Here is a 20,256-nt window from a genome sequence, read left to right on the forward strand (position 1 = left end):
GAGGGACGCCTGATGCCTGGGCTAAAATCCCGCGCCGCTAGCAGGGTCAGTGACAAAACCTGGCTCACCAGCGGATTGCGACGGATGTTGCGGATGTTTTCTCGCCATCCTCGTGATGCCAAAGCCCGCTCTTCAAAGAACCAAGTGACAACCATGACGATGATGAACGCACGAGCGCATACCGCTTATCGCGGTTGGGCCAAGTGGGCCGCAGCGGCAACCGCGGCCTTCGCCGCCGGCTCGGCCCTCGCGGTGAACGACCTCAAAGGTGGCCCGGGCGTCAATCAGCTGGACCTGCATGAGCCGGTGACGCGCATCGCAGCCAGTCAGATGTGGTTGCACAACTTCATGCTGATCGTCTGCCTCGTCATCTTTGTGGCGGTGTTCGGCGTGATGTTCTATTCGATCTTCAAGCACCGCAAATCCAAGGGCGCGGTGTCTGCCAACTTCCACGAAAGCGTGGCGGTCGAGATCGCGTGGACCGTGGTGCCGCTGCTGATCGTCGTGGGCATGGCGCTGCCGGCCACCAAGGTGGTCGTCGCGATGAAGGACACCACCAATGCGGACGTGACCATCAAGGCCACTGGCTACCAGTGGAAGTGGGGTTACGACTATCTGAAGGGCGAGGGCGAGGGCATTGGTTTCCTGGCCACGCTCGACGCCGACCAGCGCGCGGCGTCCGATTCCGGCAAGCCCGAGAAGGTCGACAACTACCTGCTGAAGGTCGACAACCCGCTGGTGGTGCCGGTGGACAAGAAGATCCGCATCATCACGACGGCCAACGACGTCATCCACGCTTGGATGGTGCCGGCCTTCGGCGTGAAGCAGGACGCGATTCCCGGCTTCGTGCGCGACACCTGGTTCAAGGCCGAGAAGATCGGCGACTTCTACGGCCAGTGCGCCGAGCTGTGCGGCAAGGAGCACGCCTACATGCCCATTCACGTGAAGGTGGTGTCCGCTGAGGACTACACCAAGTGGGTGGAGGGCGAGAAGAAGAAGATGGCCGCCAAGGCCGATGACCCGACCAAGGTCTGGGAGCTGGCGGCGCTGGTCGCGCGCGGCGAGAAGGTCTACGCGGCCAACTGCGCGATCTGCCACAAGGCCGACGGCACGGGGGCCGGCCCGATCAAGGCGCTGGACAAGTCGCCCATCGTCCTGGATGCTGATCATGCCAAGCAGATCACCGTGCTGCTCAACGGCATCCCGCCGGGCATGCCGTCGTGGAAGCAGCTGAGCGACACGGACCTCGCTGCCGTGGCCACCTATACAAAAAATGCCTGGTCCAACAAGACAGACCAGATCGTGCAGCCCGCCGAAGTGCTGGCAGCCCGCAAGTAAGAACGAACGCCGCAGCAGAGGAAATCACATGAGTGCAGTGCTCCCCCCCCACGGCGTTCACGGCGGCCATGACGGCCACGCCCACGACGACCACCACGATCACCACGCACCCACCGGCTGGCGCCGCTGGGTGTTCGCCACCAACCACAAGGACATCGGCACGCTGTACCTGCTGTTCAGCTTCACGATGCTGATGGTGGGCGGCATCCTGGCCCTGTGCATCCGTGCCGAGCTGTTCCAGCCGGGCCTGCAGTTCTTCAATCCCGAGCTGTTCAACCAGTTCACGACCATGCACGGTCTGATCATGGTGTTCGGCGCGATCATGCCGGCGTTCGTGGGCTTCGCGAACTGGATGATCCCGCTGCAGATCGGTGCCAGCGACATGGCGTTCGCGCGGATGAACAATTTCAGCTTCTGGCTGATGATCCCCGCGGCCATCATGCTGGTGGGCAGCTTCTTCATGCCCGGCGGCGCCCCCGCCGCGGGATGGACGCTCTACGCGCCGCTGACGCTGCAGATGGGCCCGTCCATGGACGCCGGCATCTTCGCGATGCACATCCTGGGCGCCTCGTCCATCATGGGCTCGATCAACATCATCGTGACCATCCTCAACATGCGCGCCCCTGGCATGACGCTGATGAAGATGCCGATGTTCGCGTGGACCTGGCTGATCACTGCCTATCTGCTGATCGCCGTCATGCCCGTGCTCGCTGGCGCCATCACGATGACGCTGACGGACCGCCACTTCGGCACCGCTTTCTTCAACCCTGCAGGCGGCGGCGATCCGGTCATGTACCAGCACATCTTCTGGTTCTTCGGTCACCCCGAGGTCTACATCATGATCTTGCCGGCCTTCGGCATCATCAGCCAGATCGTGCCGGCGTTCGCGCGCAAGCGCCTGTTCGGTTACGCGTCGATGGTGTACGCGACGGCCTCCATCGCCATCCTGTCGTTCATCGTGTGGGCCCACCACATGTTTGCTACCGGTATGCCGGTGACCGGCCAGCTGTTCTTCATGTACGCGACCATGCTGATCGCGGTGCCCACGGGCGTGAAGATCTTCAACTGGCTGGCCACGATGTGGCGCGGCTCGATGACGTTCGAGACGCCCATGCTGTTTGCGGTCGGCTTCATCTTCGTGTTCACGATGGGCGGCTTCACTGGCCTGATCCTGGCGATGGCGCCCATCGACATCCAGCTGCAGGACACCTACTACGTCGTGGCCCACTTCCACTACGTGCTGGTGGCCGGCTCGCTGTACGCGCTTTTCGCCGGCGTGTACTACTGGGGCCCGAAGTGGACCGGCGTGATGTATTCGGAGTTCCGCGGCAAGGTCCACTTCTGGGGCTCGCTGGTGTTCTTCAACGTCACCTTCTTCCCGATGCACTTCCTGGGTCTGGCCGGCATGCCGCGTCGCTACGCGGACTACCCGATGCAGTTCACCGACTTCAACGCCCTCGCGACGGTGGGTGCCTTCGGCTTCGGTCTGATGCAGGTCTACTTCTTCCTGTTCATCGTCGTGCCGATGATGCGTGGCAAGGGTGCACCCGCACCGCAGAAGCCGTGGGAAGCCGCTGAGGGCCTGGAATGGGAAGTGCCGTCGCCGGCGCCGTTCCACACCTTCGAAGAGCCGCCCAAGCTGAACGCGTCGGCGACGAAGATCGTCCACGGCCACTGAACGCGATGACGCCTGAACAACGCAAGAGCAACCGTCGGCTGGGCTTGATCCTGCTGACGGTGGCGCTCACCTTCGGCGTCGGCTTCGTTGCCAAGATCGTGCTGCTGAGCCATTGACATGACGCAGCCCACACGTTCGCTTTGCTCACTGCCCTCCGTGGGGGCGCGTCAACGCCTTCGGGCGGCCGGGCGGCACTGACATGCGCTTCGCCGCGCTGCACCGCGACAACCGCCAGCTGCTGCTGAAGCTGGTGGTGATCGTCGTCTTGATGCTGGGCTTCGGCTATGCGCTGGTGCCGCTTTACAAGCACATCTGCGAGGCACTGGGCATCAACGTGCTGTCGCTTTCCGAGCGCCAGACCGCTGCAGCGCCGAAGGGGATGGCCGATGGCAACGGCCAGGTCGACTACAGCCGACAGATCACCGTCGAGTTCGACACCAACGCGCGCGGTCCCTGGGACTTCAAGCCGGCCGTGCGGCACATGACGGTGCATCCCGGTGAGCTGAGCCAGGTCATGTACGAGTTCCGCAACAAGCAGGACCGCACGATGGCTGCCCAGGCGATCCCGAGCTACGCGCCCATGCAGGCCAGCGCGCACTTCAACAAGCTGGAGTGCTTCTGCTTCAACGAGTACACGTTGCAGCCAGGCGAGACCAAGCAGTGGCCGGTCGTGTTCGTCATCGACCCCAAGCTGCCCAAGGACGTGAAGACCATCACCCTGTCGTACACCTTCTTCGAAGTGGCCGGCAAGGGCGGATTCAAGGTCGGCGCAGCCCCCAAGGGTGCGGGAGCGGCGCTGTGACCGAGCCGGGCCAGGATCTGAAGGAAGCCGTGCGCCGCCCCGCGTCGCTGCGCCAGACGATCTCGGCCGTGGCCTGGAGTTTTTTCGGCGTGCGCCGGGGCAGGGACCATGAGAACGACATGGCTAGGCTCAACCCGGTACACGTGATCATCGCGGGCGTGCTGGGCGCGGCCGTGTTCGTGTTGATGTTGTTGCTGCTGGTCCGTTGGGTCATCAGCAGCGGCGTGGCCGGCGCTTGAACGCTGGCACCAGAAGCTAAGAAACGAGGAGAACGACATGTCGGCAACGACCACACCGGGCAAGACCCCGTACTACTTCGTGCCGGGGCCTTCGCGGCATCCGGTCATGGCGGCCATTGGCCTGTTCTTCGTCATCCTGGGCGCCGGCCAGTGGATCAACGGCCACCAGTGGGGCGCCTATTCACTGGTCTTTGGTCTGCTGTGGTGGGCCTTCGTGCTGAAGCAGTGGTTCGGCGACGCGATCCGCGAGAGCGAGGGCGGCCTCTACAGCGACCGGATCGACGTGTCGTTCCGCTGGAGCATGGGCTGGTTCATCTTCTCGGAGGTGATGTTCTTCGCCGCCTTCTTCGGCGCGCTGTACTGGGCCCGTGTCCACTCGGTGCCGTCGCTGGGCAGCCTGGAGAACTCACTGCTGTGGCCTGACTTCAAGGCCATCTGGCCCAGCAGCGCGGCGGGCTACACCGCTGCGCCGGCCGGTACGGTCGAGGCGTTCTCGACGATCGGTCCCTGGCCGCTGCCTACCATCAACACGGCGCTGCTGCTGACCTCGGGCGTCACGCTGACCATCGCCCACCATGCGCTGATCGCCGGCAACCGCGCCAGGACCATCGCCTTCATGTGGATGACGGTGCTGCTCGGCGTGGTCTTCCTGATCGTGCAAGGTTATGAATACGCCCACGCCTACCGTGACCTGAACCTCAAGCTCAGCTCCGGCGTGTTCGGCTCCACGTTCTTCATGTTGACCGGCTTCCATGGCTTCCACGTGTTCGTCGGCATGCTGATGCTGTTGTTCATCACGTTGCGCCTGCACAAAGGCCACTTCACGGCCGAGCGCCATTTCGGCTTCGAAGGCGCCGCCTGGTACTGGCATTTCGTCGACGTGGTCTGGCTGGGCTTGTATATCGTCGTCTACTGGATGTAAGCGACGACCGCCGCAAAAGCAAAGCGCCGCAACCGCGGCGCTTTTTTCATGGAATGCTTCAGCGCTGCACGGGCAGGCCGGTCGGTTGTATCCAGCCCATCCACCAACAGAACAGGATGATGAGGAACAGTGCCACCGAAACGCCCACGCGCACCGCCAGCGCCCGTGCCATGTTGGGGCCGCGCTTGCTCGCATTGCCGTTGCGCAGCATGAAGAAGCCGGCCGCGCCCAGTGCTCCGAGGATGGCGACGAAGGCGATCAGGATCACGAATTTCATGTCGACCGATTATCCGCGCGGGGCGGTGCGGATGAGCGCCGAGCTGGGCCTGCCCGATTCCGCTCGCTTCCGCCTGGCGGGGCAGGCCGCAGGGCGAAGGGCGCACCCGTGAACGCGCGGCGCTGGCTGGTGCTGTTGGCTGCGCTGCTGGCTGCGGCGTTGACGGCGCGGCTGGGTTGGTGGCAACTGGACCGCGCCGCGCAGAAGTTGGCGCTGCAGGCCGCCATCGCGGCCGAGGCGGACAAGCCCGCGCTCGGCAATGCCGACCTGACGGGCGCGGCGCTGCACCGCCGCGTGCTGCTGCGTGGCCGCTGGGCGGCCGAGCGCACCGTCTGGCTGGACAACCGGCCCATGCAGGGCCGGGCCGGCTTCTACGTTGTCACGCCGCTGCTGCTGGCTGGGCGTGGCGACGCCATCCTCGTGCAGCGGGGGTGGGCACCACGCAACCAGGCCGACCGCAGCCAGCTGCCCCCGCTGACCACACCCGCTGGCGAGGTCGAAGTGGAAGGGCGCCTTGCCGCGTCGCCATCCCGGCTTTATGAGCTGGGCGAGGGGGCGGGCGGCGTCATCCGGCAGAATCTGGACCCGACGGCCTTTGCCGTCGAGTCGCGTCTGCCGTTGTTGCCGCTGACCGTGGTGCAGACTGCCGGCGCTGGCGACGGCCTGCAGCGCCACTGGCCTGCGCCCGATCTCGGCCTGCACAAGCACCATGGCTACGCCTTTCAATGGTTCGCGCTCTGCGCGCTGATCCTCGTCCTCTATGTCTGGTTCCAACTCGTCCGCCCCCGACTCCGTGGCCACAAGTCCTGAGCCGCTGAGCTTCGCAGTCCACAGCCTGCCCGACCCGCGCGCCTCCACGGTGCAACGAGCCGGCCGCTGGAAGATGCTGGTGGTGCTGGCCATGTGCGCCGCGCCCGTCGTCGCGTCCTACTTCACCTTCTATGTCGTCAAGCCCAGCGGCTCGGCGTATGGCGAGTTGATCTCGCCCACGGTCGACATGCCCGCCGACCTGCCGCTGACCGACCTGCAGGGCCGCACCGTCACCGCCGCCTCGCTGCGCGGGCAGTGGATGCTGGCCGTCGCTCAGCCGCCGGAGTGCAGCGCTGCTTGCGAGCGCCAGCTGTTCGTGCAGCGCCAGCTGCGCGAGATGCTCGGCAAGGAGAAGGACCGCGTCGACAAACTCTGGCTGGTGCCGGGCGATGCGCCGCTGCGGCCCGAGCTGGTGGCAGCAGTCAGCCAGAAGGGCGCCGAAGTCACCGTGTTGCGGGTGCCGGCCGATCGTCTCGATGCGTGGCTGAAGCCTGCGGCCGGCAAGATGCTGGCTGACCATTTCTATGTCATCGACCCGATGGGCCGCTGGATGCTGCGCGCGCCGGGTGACCCGGAGCCGACCAAGCTGAAGGCCGACCTCGTCAGGCTGCTGAAGAGCAGTGCGTTCTGGGACCCCGCTGGCCGATGAGTGACCTCCTTGTACCGCTGGGCCAGGTCGCTGCCATTGGTGGCGCAGTGGCCGTCGGTCCGCTGCTTTGGTGGCGCCAGCGCTCGCGCAGCGCCTCGCCGGCAGGCCGGTTGCGTGCGCTGACGTTGCTGACGCTGTTCCTGACCTTCGACCTCATCGTATTCGGCGCCTTCACGCGCCTCAGCGATTCAGGCCTGGGCTGCCCGGACTGGCCGGGCTGCTACGCATCGGCCAGCCCACTGGGCGCACGCGATCACATCGAGGCCGCGCAGACCGCCATGCCCACCGGCCCGGTCACGCACGGCAAGGCGTGGGTGGAGATGATCCACCGCTACCTCGCCAGCGCGGTGGGACTACTCATCCTCGTCATGACCGTGCTGAGCTGGCGGCTGAAGCGCCAGGGGGGCGAGCGAGCGCCGTCTCCCTGGCTGCCAACGCTCACCTTCTTCTGGGTCTGCGTGCAGGGCGCGTTTGGCGCGTTGACGGTGACAATGAAGTTGTTCCCTGCCATCGTCACGCTGCACCTGCTGTTCGGCCTGGGGTTGCTGATGCTGCTGGCCTGGCAGCACGAAGCCTACCTGCCGCGTCCTCTGTCCGCGCCGTCGCGCCTGCGCACGGCCGTGCTGTCCGTGCTGGCACTGGCGCTGCTGCAGGTGGCGCTGGGCGGGTGGGTCAGCACGAACTACGCGGTGCTGGCCTGCGACGAGTTCCCCACCTGCCACGGTGGCCAGTGGTGGCCGCACATGGACTTCACGCAGGGCTTTCAGCTGTGGCGCGAGCTGGGCCAGCGCGCCGACGGTGGCTGGCTGGGCTTCGAGGCGCTGGCCGCCATCCACATGGCCCATCGCGTCGGCGCTGCCGTCGTGCTCAGTGCGATGCTTGCGCTGGCCTGGGCTTTGCGCTCCCACGCGCCCCGTTGGTCGAATGCACTGTGGGGCGTCGCCGCCTGGCAGCTCGTCTCCGGCCTGTCCAACGTCGTGCTCGACTGGCCCATCGTCGCGGCCCTGGCGCACAGCGCCGGCGCCGCCGTCCTGCTGGGCCTGCTCACCACCTTGTTCGCGCGCTTGAAGGCGCCGGTCTGACCCTCATGGCTTCCACCTCTACCGCCAGCGCCCTCGTGCACAGCCCGCGCTGGCAGCAGTTCTACCAGCTCACCAAACCGCGCGTCGTCCAGCTCATCGTGTTCTGCGCCGCCATCGGCATGGCGCTGGCCGTGCCGGGCCTGCCGAGCGGCGAACAGGCGCTGACCATGCTGGCGGCCATCGCCGGCATCTGGCTGGTGGCTGGCGCTGCAGCGGCGTTCAACTGCCTCATCGAGGACGGCATCGACGCACGCATGAAGCGCACCGCCTGGCGCGCCACCGCTAAGGGCGAGCTGAGCCGCCCGCAGACGCTGGCGTTCTCGGCACTGCTGTGCGGGGCCGGCATGGCGCTGCTGGGCTTCTACGTCAACTTGCTGACCATGTGGCTGACCTTCGCCACCTTTGTGGGCTACGCCGTCATCTACACGGTCATCCTGAAGCCGATGACGCCCCAGAACATCGTCATCGGCGGCGCGTCGGGCGCGATGCCGCCGGTGCTGGGCTGGGCGGCGCTGCGCGGCGAGCTGGGCCCCGAGCCCTGGCTGATGTGCCTGATCATCTTCCTGTGGACGCCTCCTCACTTCTGGGCGCTGGCGCTGTACCGCGCCGAGGACTACGCGCGCGCCGGTCTGCCCATGCTGCCCGTCACGCATGGCAATGACTACACGCGGCTGCAGATCTTCCTCTACACCTGGGTTCTGTTGGCCGCCACGCTGCTGCCGTTCCTCACCGGCATGAGCGGCTGGTTCTACCTGGTCAGCGCCATCGCGCTGGGCCTGGGCTTCTGCGGCTACGCCTTCCGGCTGTGGCGCTCGTATTCCGAGGTGCTGGCGCGGCGGACCTTCTGGTTCTCCATCTGGCACCTGTCGCTGCTGTTCGCGGCCTTGTTGATCGATCATTACCTCCCATGAGCACACGCCGTTTCGCCATAGCAGCGCTGACTGCGCTGGCCGCGCTGACCCTTGCCGGCTGCCAGAAGGCGGGGCCTGACAAGCAGGCCTTCAAGGGCATCGACCTGACCGGCGCGGAGTACGCCAGGCAGCTGAACCTCACCGACCAGGACGGCCGTGCCCGTTCACTGGCCGACTTCAAGGGCAAGGTGCTGGTGGTGTTCTTCGGCTTCACGCAATGTCCCGACGTGTGCCCGACGACCATGGCCGAGGTCGCCGAGGTGAAGCGTTCGCTGGGCGCCGATGGCGACAAGGTGCAGGGCATCTTCGTCACGGTGGACCCCGAGCGCGACACGGCCCCGCTGCTGAAGGCCTACCTCGACAGCTTCGACCCCAGCTTCGTGGGCCTGCGTGGCAGCGTCGAGCAGACCCAGGCCGTGGCCAAGGAGTTCAAGGTCTTCTTTGCAAAGGTGCCGGGCAAGACGCCCGAGAGCTACACGATCGATCACACGGCTGCCAGCTTCGTCTTTGACACCGAAGGCCGTGTGCGTGTCTATTCGCGCTACGGGGCCGGCGTTGAGCCGCTGGCGCATGACATCAAGCTGCTGCTCGCGCAAGCCAACAAGGCACCGTGACGGTGGCGGCGGTTCTTCATCGGGCAGGGCACATGAAAAAAGCAGTCATCGCCATCGCGGCCGTCGGCATCCAGGCCTTCATGACCTGTGCGTCGGCGCAGCCACTGAAGGTCGGGTTTGTTGACATCCAGCTGGTGTTGCAGGAGTCCGCGCCGTCCAAGGCCGCCGGTGTGCGGCTGGAAAGCGAGTTTGGCAACCGCAGCCGCGAACTGGTGCGCCTGGAAGCGACGCTGCGTCAGGACACCGAAAAGCTGGATAAGGACGCGCCCGCGCTGTCCGAGACCGAACGCAGCCGGCGCGTCCGTGAACTCGCCAACCAGAGGCGTGAACTGGAACGCAAGGGCCGCGAATTCCAGGAAGACGCCGAACGACGCCAGCAGGAGGAGCAGCGGGTGGTGAAGGACAAGTTCGACAAGGCCGTGAAGCAGGTCTTCGACGCGGAGAAGTACGACCTGATCCTGCAGGACGGCGTCCGGTTCCACAGTCAGGCGGTTGACGTCACGAAGAAAGTGCTCGACGCGATGAGTGCGCAGCGGTAGTCGCGTTGGTCGCCCCGTCAACGGGGCCACCAATGAAAAAGGCCTCGTGAGAGGCCTTTTTTGCGAGGGGGCGGGGAGCGCGATCAGGCCGCTTCGGTCAACGCCTTCTTCATTTTCTTCATCGCGGCGACCTCGATCTGGCGGATGCGCTCGGCCGACACGCCGTACTCGGCTGCGAGTTCGTGCAGCGTCATGCCGCCCGAGGTGTCGTCGTTCACCTTCAGCCAGCGTTCCTCGACGATGCGGCGGCTGCGCGAGTCCAGCACCTCCAGCGCACGCTGGATGCCGTCGCCGGCCAGCGCGTCGCGCGAGCGGGCCTCGATGACGCGTGTCGGCTCGTGGCTGTCGTCCGCCAGGTAGGCGATGGGCGCGAAGCTCTCGCCGTCGTCGTCGGTCTGCGGCTCCAGTGCCACGTCGCCGCCCGACAGGCGCGTCTCCATCTCCACCACTTCCTCGCGCTTCACGTTCAGCGTGCTGGCCACATGCGCCAGTTCGGCCTCGCTGAGCGTGTTGCGGTGTGTCTGGCCGTCGGCCTGATCGGCCTTCATCTGATGCTTCATCGAGCGCAGGTTGAAGAACAGCTTGCGCTGGGCCTTGGTCGTCGCGACCTTGACCATGCGCCAGTTCTTCAGGATGTACTCGTGGATCTCGGCCTTGATCCAGTGCATCGCGTAGCTGACCAGGCGCACGCCCTGGTCGGGGTCGAAGCGCTTGACGGCCTTCATCAGGCCCACGTTGCCTTCCTGGATCAGGTCGCCCTGAGGCAGCCCGTAACCGACGTACTGGCGGGAGATGGACACCACCAGGCGCAGGTGCGACAGCACCAGCCGGCCGGCGGCTTCCAGGTCACCGCTTTCGCGCAGCTTGCGGGCGGCGGAGCTTTCCTCCTCCGCGGTCAGCAGCGGCAGGCGGTTGATGGCGGTGATGTAGGCGTCCAGGTTGCCCAGCGACGGCACCAGCGCCCAGGGATCGCGAACTGCAAGGGCAGAAGAAGCAGACATCTTGTCGAATCCTTCAAAGCCGCCACGTGAAGTGCAGCGGTGAAGTGATATTAGCACTCCGAGTTCGGGAGTGCTAAGTTGGATGGGACTTCTGCCGGAATGCAGTATTGACGCGCATGAAACAGTGAGCGTCCGCCAACTTGCTCAGTCGACCAGCCCAAAGTCTGGGCTTTTGATCATGGCCTCGATGTCCAGCAGGATCAGCATGCGGTCGCCCAGCTTGCCCAGGCCGGTGATGAAGCGCGCGTCGATGGCGGCGGGTACCTCGGGGCGCGGCTTGATCTCCTCGGCGCTGAGCGCCAGCACGTCGGACACCGAGTCCACGACGATGCCGACCACGCGGCCTTCCACATTCAGGACGATGACGACCGTAAAGGCGTTGTACTCGCCCGACTGGCCCAGGCGGATGCGCAGGTCCAGGATGGGAACGATGACGCCGCGCAGGTTGACGACGCCCTTGACGAAGGCCGGTGCGTTGGCGACGCGGGTGGGAGCTTCGTAGGAGCGGATTTCCTGGACGCGCAGGATGTCCAGGCCGTATTCCTCCTCGCCGATGCGGAAGGTCAGGAACTGCCGGTCGTCGGTGCGGGAGACGGTCTGGATGGCCTGGGCGCTGCTGGTGGGAACGAGATCGGTGGAGCTCATCGGGGGCTGCACGGAAGAGACGGAGGAAGCCGTCATTTTGCCCGCTCTCAGCCGGCGGCCGGTGCCAACAATTCGTCAACCAGCGTCAGCAGTTCGCGCACGTCCAGCGGCTTGGTCAGGTAGTGCGGGGCACCGGCCGTGCGGGCCAGCGCGATCTGTTCGGGCTGGGCGTTGGCGGACACCACGATGACGGGCGGCAGCGTGCCGCCCAATCCGCGCAGGTGACTCAGCAGCGTGAGGCCGTCGCCGTCAGGGAGCTGCCAGTCCAGCAACAGCAGTGCGGGCGGCCGCTCGCTGAGGGCGCGCATGCCGGCTGCCGCCGTCGTCGCGATCTCCAGCTCCAGCCCGGGGCGCTGGTCGAGGATGCCGCGCATGACCTCCGCGTTCAGCGGGTTGTCCTCGACGTAGAGCACGCGGCGGTGCGGACTGGCGCGCGGCATGTCCAGGTCGCCGGGCATCGAGTCCGGCACCTCGGCGGGGAGGGGCCCTGCGGCCGGCAGCCGCAGCACGAAGCGCGCGCCGGGACCCTCTATGGACTCCGCTCGCAGGCTGCCGCCCATCATGTCGGCGAGGCGCTGGCTGATGACCAGACCGATGCCGGTACCGGCCACGCCGCTGTGCTCTCGCCCCAGCCGGTTGAAGGGCTGGAACAGCGCTGCGCGCTGCTCATCACTCAGGCCCAGGCCGGTGTCGCTGACGGTCACTTCAATCCAGCCGGGCTGCGGGCTGTGGCTGGCGACGTCGACGCTGCCGCCGGTGCGGTTGTACTTGATGGCGTTGCTGAGCAGGTTGGTCAGGATCTGCGTGACGCGCGTGGCGTCGCCCAGCACCCGCAGCGCCTTTTCATCCAGCCGCTGGGTGATGGACACGCTGCGTTCGTTCGCACTGTGCTGCACCAGCGACAGCGCGCGGTCCAGCAGCGGTGGCAGCTCCAGCGAGGCTCGCTCCAGGCGCAGCGAACCCGCCTCGATGCGCGACAGGTCCAGGATGTCGTTGATCATCTCCAGCAGATGCCAGCCGGCCTGCGTGATCTGCTTGGTCCGGGCCCGCTGGCCCGCCTGCAGCGGCTCGGCGGCGTCCATCTGCATCAGCTGCGTGAACCCAAGGATGGCGTTCAGCGGCGTGCGCAGCTCATGGCTCATGCGCGACAGGAACTCGTTCTTGGCGTGGTTCGCAGCCTCGGCGGCCTCGCGGGCGCGGTCCAGCTGCTCTATGCGCAGCTGGTCGTTGATGTCCTCGACGACGCCGACGAGCCGGTACGGCCGGCCCTGGGTGTTGCGCAGCAGGCTGACCAGCACGCGCGCATGCGAGTTGCTGCCGTCCGGGCGCACATAGCGCTTCAGGCGGCGGTAGAACGGGATCTCGCCGCGCATGAGCCGGCGCGCCAGGCGGATGTCCTCGCGGCGGTCCTCGGGGTGGGTCACATCGACAGCGCGGCGCCCGATCAGCCGCTCCGCGGGGTAGCCCACGAGATTGCAGAAGTGCGTGTTGACCTCCTGGAAGCCCCCGCTGAGGTCGGTGAAGGCGATGCCGATGGGCGCGGTCTCGAAGATGCTGCGAAACCGCTGCTCGCTCTGGCGCAGCGCCTGCTCGCCCTCGGCACGGCTGGTGATCTCCCGCTCCAGCGCCGCCGTGCGCTCGCGCACCAGCGCCTCGACATGCTGCGTGCGCCCCGACATCAGCAGCAGCAGCGCACCCACCATGGCCGTGGACAGCAGCCCCACCAGCGCGAACGCCCAGCTGCGGCCGGCGGGCGGCAGCATGCCGGGCAGGTCATAGACGCGCACCTCCCAGTGACGACCGCCGAAGTTCAGCGGCATCGCCACCAGCGGCCACGCCGCGCCGTCGGCGCGTTGCACGGCCTCGCAGCCGAGTCGGCCGGCCAGGCGCTTGTGCTGGGCCTGCGGGTCCAGGTCCACCAGGCAGGCGCCCAGGTGGTCGGGCCATTGAACGGCCAGGCGCGACAGCAGCAGGTCGGGTCGCAGCGTGGCGAACACGACGCGGTCGGCCGGGGCGGTCCCGGCGCGCACGGGCTGGTAGATGACCACGCCGATCGCGCCTTCCTTGTCCTGCGAGAGCTGGAAGCCGGCCGACGCGCTGGCACGGCCCTCAGTCATTGCGCGCTCCACCGCGTCGCGCGCGCCAGGCACGGTGCGCACGTTGATGCCCAGCGCCGCCGCGTTGCGCGACAGCGGTTCGATGAGGCGTATCGCCAGCATGTCCTCGTCGGGCAGCGGACGGATGTCGCCCGCACGGGTGCGGTCGCGTGCCTGGTAGGCCGGCAGGCCGTCGGCCAGCGCCTCGGCGTCAAAGCGGGCCAGGTCGTCGCGGGCGACCCGCCGTGCCATGCCCAGCGCCAGCAGCGGGCTGTCCCCGGTCAGGAACCCCTGCGTCGCGCGCTGCCACTCGTCGCGGGTGGGCTGGGGCTTGACCTTCACCAGGCCGTGCGCGCCTTCCAGCGCCAGCAGCGGTTCGCGCAGCCGGCCTGCCAGCGCCTGCGCGGCGCTGGTGGCGTCGCGCGTGAAGTCGGCGCGGTTGCGCTGGCGGTCCCATTCCAGCGTCGCCGCCACGCCCACGCCCACCAGCAGCGTCGTCAGCAGCATGGGCAGGCCCACGCTGAAGCGCCGGGTCGCCCAGGCCGAGCGGGGACGCCCGATCAGTGCCAGCGTGATGGGTGTGGCGATCAGCACGCCCATCAGGTCGCCGGTCCACCAGACGATCCACACCAGGTCCATCTGTGCCGTCGCGATGACGTCGGCCGCCCGCAGCAGCAGCGTGGCGCAGCTGGGGCTGATGCAGCCTGCGAGCACCGCGGCGGCCAGGTAGGCCAGCACCTCGCGCGGAGAGGCCAGCACCAGCGGCCGGCCGCACCAGCGCCGCATCAGCCACATGCCGACCGCCGCCTGCGCCGCCGCGCCGCAGCCGATGCCGAGAGCCAGCGGCAGCACGTCGGCGCGCATCTGGCTGAGCATGGTGGCCTGCACGACAAACGAGCCGAGTGCCACGGCCGGCAGGTAGCGCGGGCCGCCCACCAGCAGCACCGCCAGGCCCCAGCCGGCCGCGGGGTAGATGGGCGCCACCTCGTAGGGCGGCAGCACCATCAGCAGGCCCAGCCGGGCCAGCAGGTAGTAGATGACCGTGATGCCGGCCGACAGCGCGACATAGCGGCCAAGGTTGCGGGCGCCGATCCCGCGCGGCGTCGTCATTCCGCCTGCGCCTCCCGCAGGGTCTGCACCACCGGGCGCTGCAGCACGCCGCGCAGGCTCCACCAGCCGGCGCTCCAGGCCAGCAGCGCGCCGCAGGCGGCGCTGGCGAACGGCACCCAGGGCTTGACCTGCCATTCGAACTCGAACACGTAGCGCGACAGCAGCGCCGCCAGCACCAGCGCCACACCGCCCGCCAGGAAGCCGGCCAGCGCGCCCACGCCCAGCAGCTCGGCACGCTGCACCTGCGCCAGCAGCGACGAGGGGGCGCCCAAGGCACGCATCAGCCCGAACTCGCGGGTGCGCGCCTCGCGCGTGCTGCTGACCGCGGCGATCAGCACCACCAGCCCAGTCGCCAGCGTGAAGCCGAACAGGAACTGCACCGCCTGGATGACCTGGTTCAGCACGCCCTGCACCTGGTTCAGCTGGGCCGACACGTCGATGACGGTCAGGTTGGGGAACCGCCGCGCCAGCTCGCGGTCCAGGCTGGCTCCGGCGGGCATGCGGTAGGCGGCGATCTGCGTGGCCGGCAGCTCGGGCAGCTCGGCCTTCTCGAACAGCACGAAGAAGTTGACCCGCATCGACGACCAGTCCACCTTGCGCAGGCTGGTGACGCGGCCCACCACCGCCTGGCCGGCAATGTCGAAGGCCATCGTGTCTCCAAGCTTCAGGCCCAGCGTCTTCGCGAGGCCGTCCTCGACGCTGAGACCGGTCTCACCGGCGAGCGCCGAACCCCAGCGGCCGCCCACCAGCTCGTTGTGCACGGGCATGTCGCGGGTGTGGCTAAGGTTGAACTCGCGCTCGGCCAGCCGCTGGGCGCGGTCCTCGCTGAAGCGCTTGCCCTGCACCGCCTCACCGTTGATGGCGGTCAGGCGACCACGGATCATCGGGTACCAGTCATAACCCTTCACGCCAGCGGCGTCCAGCGTCTGGCGGAAGGAGTCGCCCTGGTCGGGCTGGATGTTGATGACAAAGCGGTCGGGCGCCGACGCGGGCGTCGCCTGGCGCCAACTGGCGATCAGGTCGGTGCGCAGCAGCACCAGCAGCACCAACGCCAGCAGCCCCACGGCGAGCGACGAGACCTGCATCACCGCGAAGCCCGGCCGCGCCGCGACCTGGCGCGTGGCCAGCAGCAGCCAGCGCGGCACACCCGCGCCGCTGACGTTGGTGGGCACGATGCGGCGCAGCAGCTTGACGGCCACCCAGGCCAGGCCCGCGAACAGCAGCACGGCGCCCGCGAAACCGACGGCGGCGATGGCGCCCAGCGTCAGGTCGCCGGCCAGCACCACCAGGATGGCGGCCAGGCCTGCCACGCCCGCGCCCAGCACCAGCAGCGAGCCCGCCTTGGGCGCGCCCAGGTCGCGGCGGATCACGCGCAGCGGCGGCACGGCCGACAGCTGCAGCACCGGCGGCAGCCCGAAGCCCAGCAGCAGCGACAGGCCCAAGCCCAGCCCCAGCAGCGCCGGCCACATGCTGGGCGCCGGCAGCGCGACGTTGATCAAGCCCGCCAGCAGCGACACGAACACCTGATGCAGCGCCAGGCCGCCCAGCACGCCCACCAGGCTGGCGCCCAGCCCCGCCAGCAGGAACTCCAGCCCGTACGCCCAGGCGATGCGGCGCTGCGGTTGGCCCAGCACGCGCAGCATCGCGCAGGCGTCCAGGTGCCGCGCGGCGAAATCGCGCGCCGCCAGCGCCACGGCCACCGCGGCCAGCAGTGCCGACAGCATGGCGACCAGCCGCAGGAAGCGCGCGGCGCGGTCCAGCGTCTGGCGCATCTCGGGCCGCCCGGCCTCCAGCGACTCCAGCCGCACGCCCCGAAGCTTGTCCTTCTCGACGAGCTGCTCCGCGGCCGTCACGAAGCGCCGCACCGCGTCGGCCGATGCGCCCGGCCCCGGCACGACGGCCAGCCGGTAGGTCAGGCGGCTGGCCGGCTGTACCAGGTGGGTGGCTTCGAGGTCGACCTCGGTCAACATCACACGCGGCGCGAAGTTGATGAAGCCGCCGCCGCGGTCCGGCTCGTTCTGGATCAGCGCGGTCAGGCGCAGCGTCGCGTCGCCCAGCAGCAGCGGGTCGCCAAGCTTGAGGCCCAGTGCATCGGCAACCGCCGGATCGGCCCAGACTTCGCCCTGCGCGGGCGCGCCGGTGCGGCCAGGCAGTGCGTCGCGTAGCGTGATCTTGCCGCGTAGCGGGTAGCCCTCGCCGACCGCCTTGACCGCCACCAGCCGGCTCTCGCCGCCATGCGCGTCGTCGGCGCGCGCCATGCTCGGAAAGCTCGCGCTGCGCACCACGGTCAGGCCGTACTGCGCGGCCAGGTCGACGATGGCCTGGGGCGTCGGCTGGTCGCTCGCGACGACCGCGTCGCCTCCCAGCAACTGGGCGGCGTCGCGGCGCAGGCCCTGGTCCAGCCGGTCCGACAGGAATGCCACCGCGCACAGCGCCGCGACGGCCAATGCGACGGCGAGCATCAGCAACCGCAGCTCGCCGGCCCGCCAGTCCCGCAGCAGTTGTCGCCAGGCGACAGCCAGTGTGGCGGGTGGACGTTGGGGGGCTGCAGCAGAGGACGTCATGCGCGCGACTTTAGCCGTGCGGGCAGGCGCAGCGCGACGTCGCACGCGGTGTTCGTCAAGGCTTTGGCAAATGCCGAATACTGTATACATTTACAGCATGTCGCCCGCACCCACCCGCATCGCCGCCGCGCAGCCTGTCTTCGTGCCGCTCGACTCCATCAAGGGCCGTGGCAGCGCCACGGCCATGCCGCACCGCTTCGAGCAGCGCGAGCGTGAGCAGTACGACGACGGCTGGGGCTCGCTGGATCAGGACGCCGCCGAGGAACACCTACCGCCGGCCACGCAGGTCATTGAGGAGATGGCCAGGAAGATCATCACCAGCAACCAATCGCCGGACATTTCGTTCGACTACTCCATCAACCCGTACCGCGGTTGTGAGCACGGCTGCATCTACTGCTTTGCACGGCCCACGCACAGCTACCTGAACCTGTCGCCGGGGCTGGACTTCGAGACGCGCATCGTTGCCAAGGTCAACGCGGCTGAGCGGCTGCGCGAGACGCTGGCCGGGGCCAGGTACGAACCCCGCTCGCTGGTGCTGGGCACGGCGACCGACGCCTACCAGCCGGTCGAGCGCCGCCTGGGCATCACGCGGCGCATCGTCGAGGTGCTGGCGGAGACGGGGCACCCGTTCTCGGTCGTCACGAAGAGCAGCGGCATCGAGCGCGACCTGGACCTGATCGCGCCGATGGCGGCGCAGGGGCTGGTGTCGGTCTACCTGTCGGTGACGACCCTGGACAATGACCTGGCGCGCATCCTGGAGCCGCGCGCCGCGGCGCCCGCACGGCGGCTGCGCACCATCCAGCTGCTGGCCGATGCCGGCGTGCCGGTCGGCGTCAGCGTGTCACCGATCATCCCGTTCATCAACGAGCCCGAGATGGAGCGCATCCTGGAGGCCGCCGCGGCGGCCGGTGCGAGCAGCGCGTTCAGCATCCCCGTGCGGCTGCCGTGGGAGGTGAACCCGCTGTTCCAGGACTGGCTGCAGCGCCACTTCCCCGACCGTGCCGAGCGCGTGATGGCGCGCATCCGCGACATGCGTGGCGGCAAGGACAACGACGCGCGCTTCGGCACGCGCTTCACCGGCGAGGGCATCTGGGCCGAGTTGCTGCAGGCGCGGCTGCGACGCGCGGTCACGAAGCTGGGCCTGCGCAACGAACGGCGACCGGTGCAGCTCGCCGTGTTCCGCAAACCCCAGAAGCCAACCGCGCAGGGCAGCCTGTTCTAGAGGTCGTTCACGACCGGCAGCCCGCCAGCAAGTCGCGCTCGGGCTTGTACACGTCGGCCCGCGCGCCGACCCAGCCCATCACGGTGTGGAACAGGTGGTCGTGCGACACCCGCTGGTCGCGCAGGCCGGCCAGGCAGCCGGGCTGCAGTGACGCTGCCAGCAGGCCGCCGTCAGGCACCCACAGGATCATGGGCACGTGGGTCTGCTCGCGCGGCGCCATCGCGTAGGGCATGCCGTGCAGGTACAGGCCTTTCTCGCCCAGCGACTCACCATGGTCGGACACGTACAGCAGGCCGGGGTCGAAGCGACGGTCCTGCTTCTGCAGCCACGCGATGCTGCGCGCCAGCAGCCGGTCGGTCGTCACGAGGGTGTTGTCGTAGGCGTTGACGACGTGCTGGCGCGGGCATATTTGCAATGCGTTGGTCTGGCACTCCGGCTGGAAGGGCTTCAAGTCGGGCGGCGAGCGTTTGAAGTAGGCGGGGCCATGGCTGCCCATCTGGTGCATGACCAACACCAGGCCGCGCTTCAGCCGCGCCGGGTCCAGCGCGGCAATGCGTTGGTCCAGCGCATGCAGTAGCGCCTCGTCGAAGCACTCCCCGCCCAATTCGTCATGGCCGCACAGGCCGGCGGGCAGCGGCGCGGCGCCGCGCGGCAGTTGGTTTGTGAAGCTGTTCGGCACACGGTCGCACTGGCCCTTGCAGCCGCTCTGGTTGTCCAGCCACAGCACGGCCAGGCCGGCGCGCTGCAGGACGTCCAGCAGGTTTTCCTGCCGCTCCTTCAGGTCGACGAAGGCCTCGCGGCCCAGCGGCGAGAACATGCACGGCAGCGACGCCGCTGTGGCCGTGGCGCAGGAGGTGACCTGGCGCAGGCTCAGCACGGGCAGCCCGGCCAGTTCGGGATTGGTGTTGCGCGGGTAGCCATTCAGGCTGAAGTTCATTGCACGCGCCGTCTCGCCGACGACCAGCATCAGCAGCGGCGGCTTGCTGCCTTCAGCGCGCGGCAGCAGGTGCGCGTCGGCGCCGATGACGGCAGGCGGCCCGAGCGGCGCGGCCCGCGATCGCACGGAAACAGCGGTCAGTGAGTACACCGCATTCAGCGGCGTCACCATGTAGCGAACCGGCTTGTGGCTCCGCACGGTGGAAGACAGTGCCGAGAACTGCAGCAGCGCCAGCAGCAAGGTGCCCGTGATGCCCAGCGCGAAGGCGGCAAGATTGCCGCCGACGCGCCATGCCGGCGCCTGGGCCGGCGCCGGCGGGCGGCTCAACAGCCACCAGACGGGCAGGGCGCCCAGCAGCACGACGCTCAGCAGCAGCTGCCAGCTCAGCAGGTCGAGCGTCTCGCGCATATCGGTCTGCATCAGGTTCGTCACCATCGTGGTGTCGAAGACGATGCCGTAGCTGCCAATGAAATGGGCCAGGGCGCCCGATGCCATCAGTAGCACGACCAGCACCGCGGTGACCAGCCGCGGCCAGGCCAGCAGGCTCAGCACGGCACCGGTGGCGCACACCACCATGCCCGCGAAGGCGACGATGAATCCCGGCGGGACGTCCGGCAGCACATGCAGTTGCTGCCACAGCGGCCAATTGGCCAGCAGCCCCATCCACAGCGCGGCGAGCCAGACCTGGGTCAGGGGGCGAGCGGCGTCGGGCCGCAGCCACGCCAGCAGGCGCTTGAACAGGGGCATGGAATGGGACGGAGCGGAAGCGTCGCGAATTCTCGCGGGCGCTGTCGGGGCGAAGCTGAGACGAAGTTGTCTG

General features: G+C 68.1%; 19 protein-coding genes. 13 read left to right on the top strand and 6 right to left on the bottom strand.

Features of this window, described 5'->3' with window-relative positions; genetic code table 11:
- Positions 1–153: 153 nt before the first annotated feature.
- From coxB to ACG02S_RS13215, 6 genes are all read left to right on the top strand, one after another.
- Complete coding sequence (gene coxB / locus ACG02S_RS13190; protein ID WP_394470917.1) at positions 154–1,338, top strand: cytochrome c oxidase subunit II; 1,185 nt, start codon at positions 154–156, stop codon at positions 1,336–1,338.
- 28 nt (positions 1,339–1,366) lie between these two features.
- Positions 1,367–3,016, top strand: coding sequence for a cytochrome c oxidase subunit I (ctaD, locus tag ACG02S_RS13195; protein ID WP_394470918.1), 1,650 nt, complete (start codon positions 1,367–1,369; stop codon positions 3,014–3,016).
- 5 nt (positions 3,017–3,021) lie between these two features.
- Positions 3,022–3,132, top strand: coding sequence for a cytochrome oxidase small assembly protein (locus ACG02S_RS13200; RefSeq protein WP_394470919.1), 111 nt, complete (start codon positions 3,022–3,024; stop codon positions 3,130–3,132).
- Positions 3,133–3,215: 83 nt separating this feature from the next.
- Entirely contained in the window at positions 3,216–3,818 is a 603-nt protein-coding gene (locus ACG02S_RS13205; protein ID WP_394470920.1) for a cytochrome c oxidase assembly protein, read from the top strand.
- Positions 3,815–4,057 (top strand): DUF2970 domain-containing protein, encoded by a 243-nt coding sequence (locus ACG02S_RS13210; RefSeq protein WP_394470921.1) that lies wholly within the window; start codon positions 3,815–3,817, stop codon positions 4,055–4,057. The genes ACG02S_RS13205 and ACG02S_RS13210 overlap by 4 nt, the downstream gene beginning before the upstream one ends.
- 37 nt (positions 4,058–4,094) lie before the next feature.
- Positions 4,095–4,979: a cytochrome c oxidase subunit 3 gene (locus ACG02S_RS13215; protein ID WP_394470922.1), complete on the top strand. Its 885-nt coding sequence runs from the start codon at positions 4,095–4,097 to the stop codon at positions 4,977–4,979.
- Between the two features lie 58 nt (positions 4,980–5,037).
- On the opposite strand, the gene ACG02S_RS13220 is transcribed toward ACG02S_RS13215, so the two are convergent.
- On the bottom strand, positions 5,038–5,256 hold the full coding sequence (locus ACG02S_RS13220) for a twin transmembrane helix small protein (RefSeq protein WP_394470923.1): 219 nt from the start codon (positions 5,254–5,256) through the stop codon (positions 5,038–5,040).
- A gap of 108 nt (positions 5,257–5,364) precedes the next feature.
- Here ACG02S_RS13220 and ACG02S_RS13225 point away from each other — a divergent pair, with 108 nt between their 5' ends.
- From ACG02S_RS13225 to ACG02S_RS13250, 6 genes are read left to right on the top strand one after another with little or no spacing between them, the layout of a single operon-like run.
- Complete coding sequence (locus ACG02S_RS13225; RefSeq protein WP_394470924.1) at positions 5,365–6,066, top strand: SURF1 family protein; 702 nt, start codon at positions 5,365–5,367, stop codon at positions 6,064–6,066.
- Positions 6,050–6,715, top strand: a complete 666-nt coding sequence (locus ACG02S_RS13230; RefSeq protein ID WP_394470925.1) for an SCO family protein — start codon at positions 6,050–6,052, stop codon at positions 6,713–6,715. The genes ACG02S_RS13225 and ACG02S_RS13230 overlap by 17 nt, the downstream gene beginning before the upstream one ends.
- Positions 6,712–7,797: a COX15/CtaA family protein gene (locus ACG02S_RS13235; protein WP_394470926.1), complete on the top strand. Its 1,086-nt coding sequence runs from the start codon at positions 6,712–6,714 to the stop codon at positions 7,795–7,797. The genes ACG02S_RS13230 and ACG02S_RS13235 overlap by 4 nt, the downstream gene beginning before the upstream one ends.
- A gap of 5 nt (positions 7,798–7,802) precedes the next feature.
- Positions 7,803–8,708: a heme o synthase gene (gene cyoE / locus ACG02S_RS13240; protein ID WP_394470927.1), complete on the top strand. Its 906-nt coding sequence runs from the start codon at positions 7,803–7,805 to the stop codon at positions 8,706–8,708.
- A complete protein-coding gene (locus ACG02S_RS13245) occupies positions 8,705–9,322 on the top strand; it encodes an SCO family protein (RefSeq protein ID WP_394470928.1) in 618 nt (205 codons plus the stop codon). The genes cyoE and ACG02S_RS13245 overlap by 4 nt, the downstream gene beginning before the upstream one ends.
- Positions 9,319–9,861, top strand: coding sequence for an OmpH/Skp family outer membrane protein (locus ACG02S_RS13250; protein ID WP_394470929.1), 543 nt, complete (start codon positions 9,319–9,321; stop codon positions 9,859–9,861). The genes ACG02S_RS13245 and ACG02S_RS13250 overlap by 4 nt, the downstream gene beginning before the upstream one ends.
- An 83-nt stretch (positions 9,862–9,944) precedes the next feature.
- Here the strand turns inward: ACG02S_RS13250 and rpoH are convergent, their stop codons facing one another.
- From rpoH to ACG02S_RS13270, 4 genes are all read right to left on the bottom strand, one after another.
- Entirely contained in the window at positions 9,945–10,862 is a 918-nt protein-coding gene (rpoH, locus tag ACG02S_RS13255; RefSeq protein ID WP_394470930.1) for an RNA polymerase sigma factor RpoH, read from the bottom strand.
- A 144-nt stretch (positions 10,863–11,006) separates the two neighbouring features.
- Entirely contained in the window at positions 11,007–11,507 is a 501-nt protein-coding gene (locus ACG02S_RS13260) for a chemotaxis protein CheW (RefSeq protein WP_394470931.1), read from the bottom strand.
- Between the two features lie 47 nt (positions 11,508–11,554).
- A complete protein-coding gene (locus ACG02S_RS13265) occupies positions 11,555–14,713 on the bottom strand; it encodes a PAS domain S-box protein (RefSeq protein ID WP_394470932.1) in 3,159 nt (1,052 codons plus the stop codon).
- Positions 14,710–17,277 carry an ABC transporter permease gene (locus ACG02S_RS13270; RefSeq protein ID WP_394470933.1) on the bottom strand — a complete coding sequence of 856 codons (2,568 nt, stop codon included), beginning with the start codon at positions 17,275–17,277 and terminating at the stop codon, positions 14,710–14,712. The genes ACG02S_RS13265 and ACG02S_RS13270 overlap by 4 nt, the downstream gene beginning before the upstream one ends.
- A gap of 97 nt (positions 17,278–17,374) precedes the next feature.
- Between ACG02S_RS13270 and ACG02S_RS13275 the strand changes: the two genes are divergently transcribed.
- Complete coding sequence (locus ACG02S_RS13275; protein WP_394470934.1) at positions 17,375–18,499, top strand: PA0069 family radical SAM protein; 1,125 nt, start codon at positions 17,375–17,377, stop codon at positions 18,497–18,499.
- A 7-nt stretch (positions 18,500–18,506) separates the two neighbouring features.
- On the opposite strand, the gene ACG02S_RS13280 is transcribed toward ACG02S_RS13275, so the two are convergent.
- A complete protein-coding gene (locus tag ACG02S_RS13280; protein WP_394470935.1) occupies positions 18,507–20,183 on the bottom strand; it encodes a phosphoethanolamine transferase in 1,677 nt (558 codons plus the stop codon).
- Between the last annotated feature and the right edge of the window lie 73 nt (positions 20,184–20,256).

Origin of the sequence: Pelomonas dachongensis, from assembly GCF_043555865.1 — a bacterium.
Lineage (GTDB): Bacteria > Pseudomonadota > Gammaproteobacteria > Burkholderiales > Burkholderiaceae_C > Pelomonas > Pelomonas dachongensis.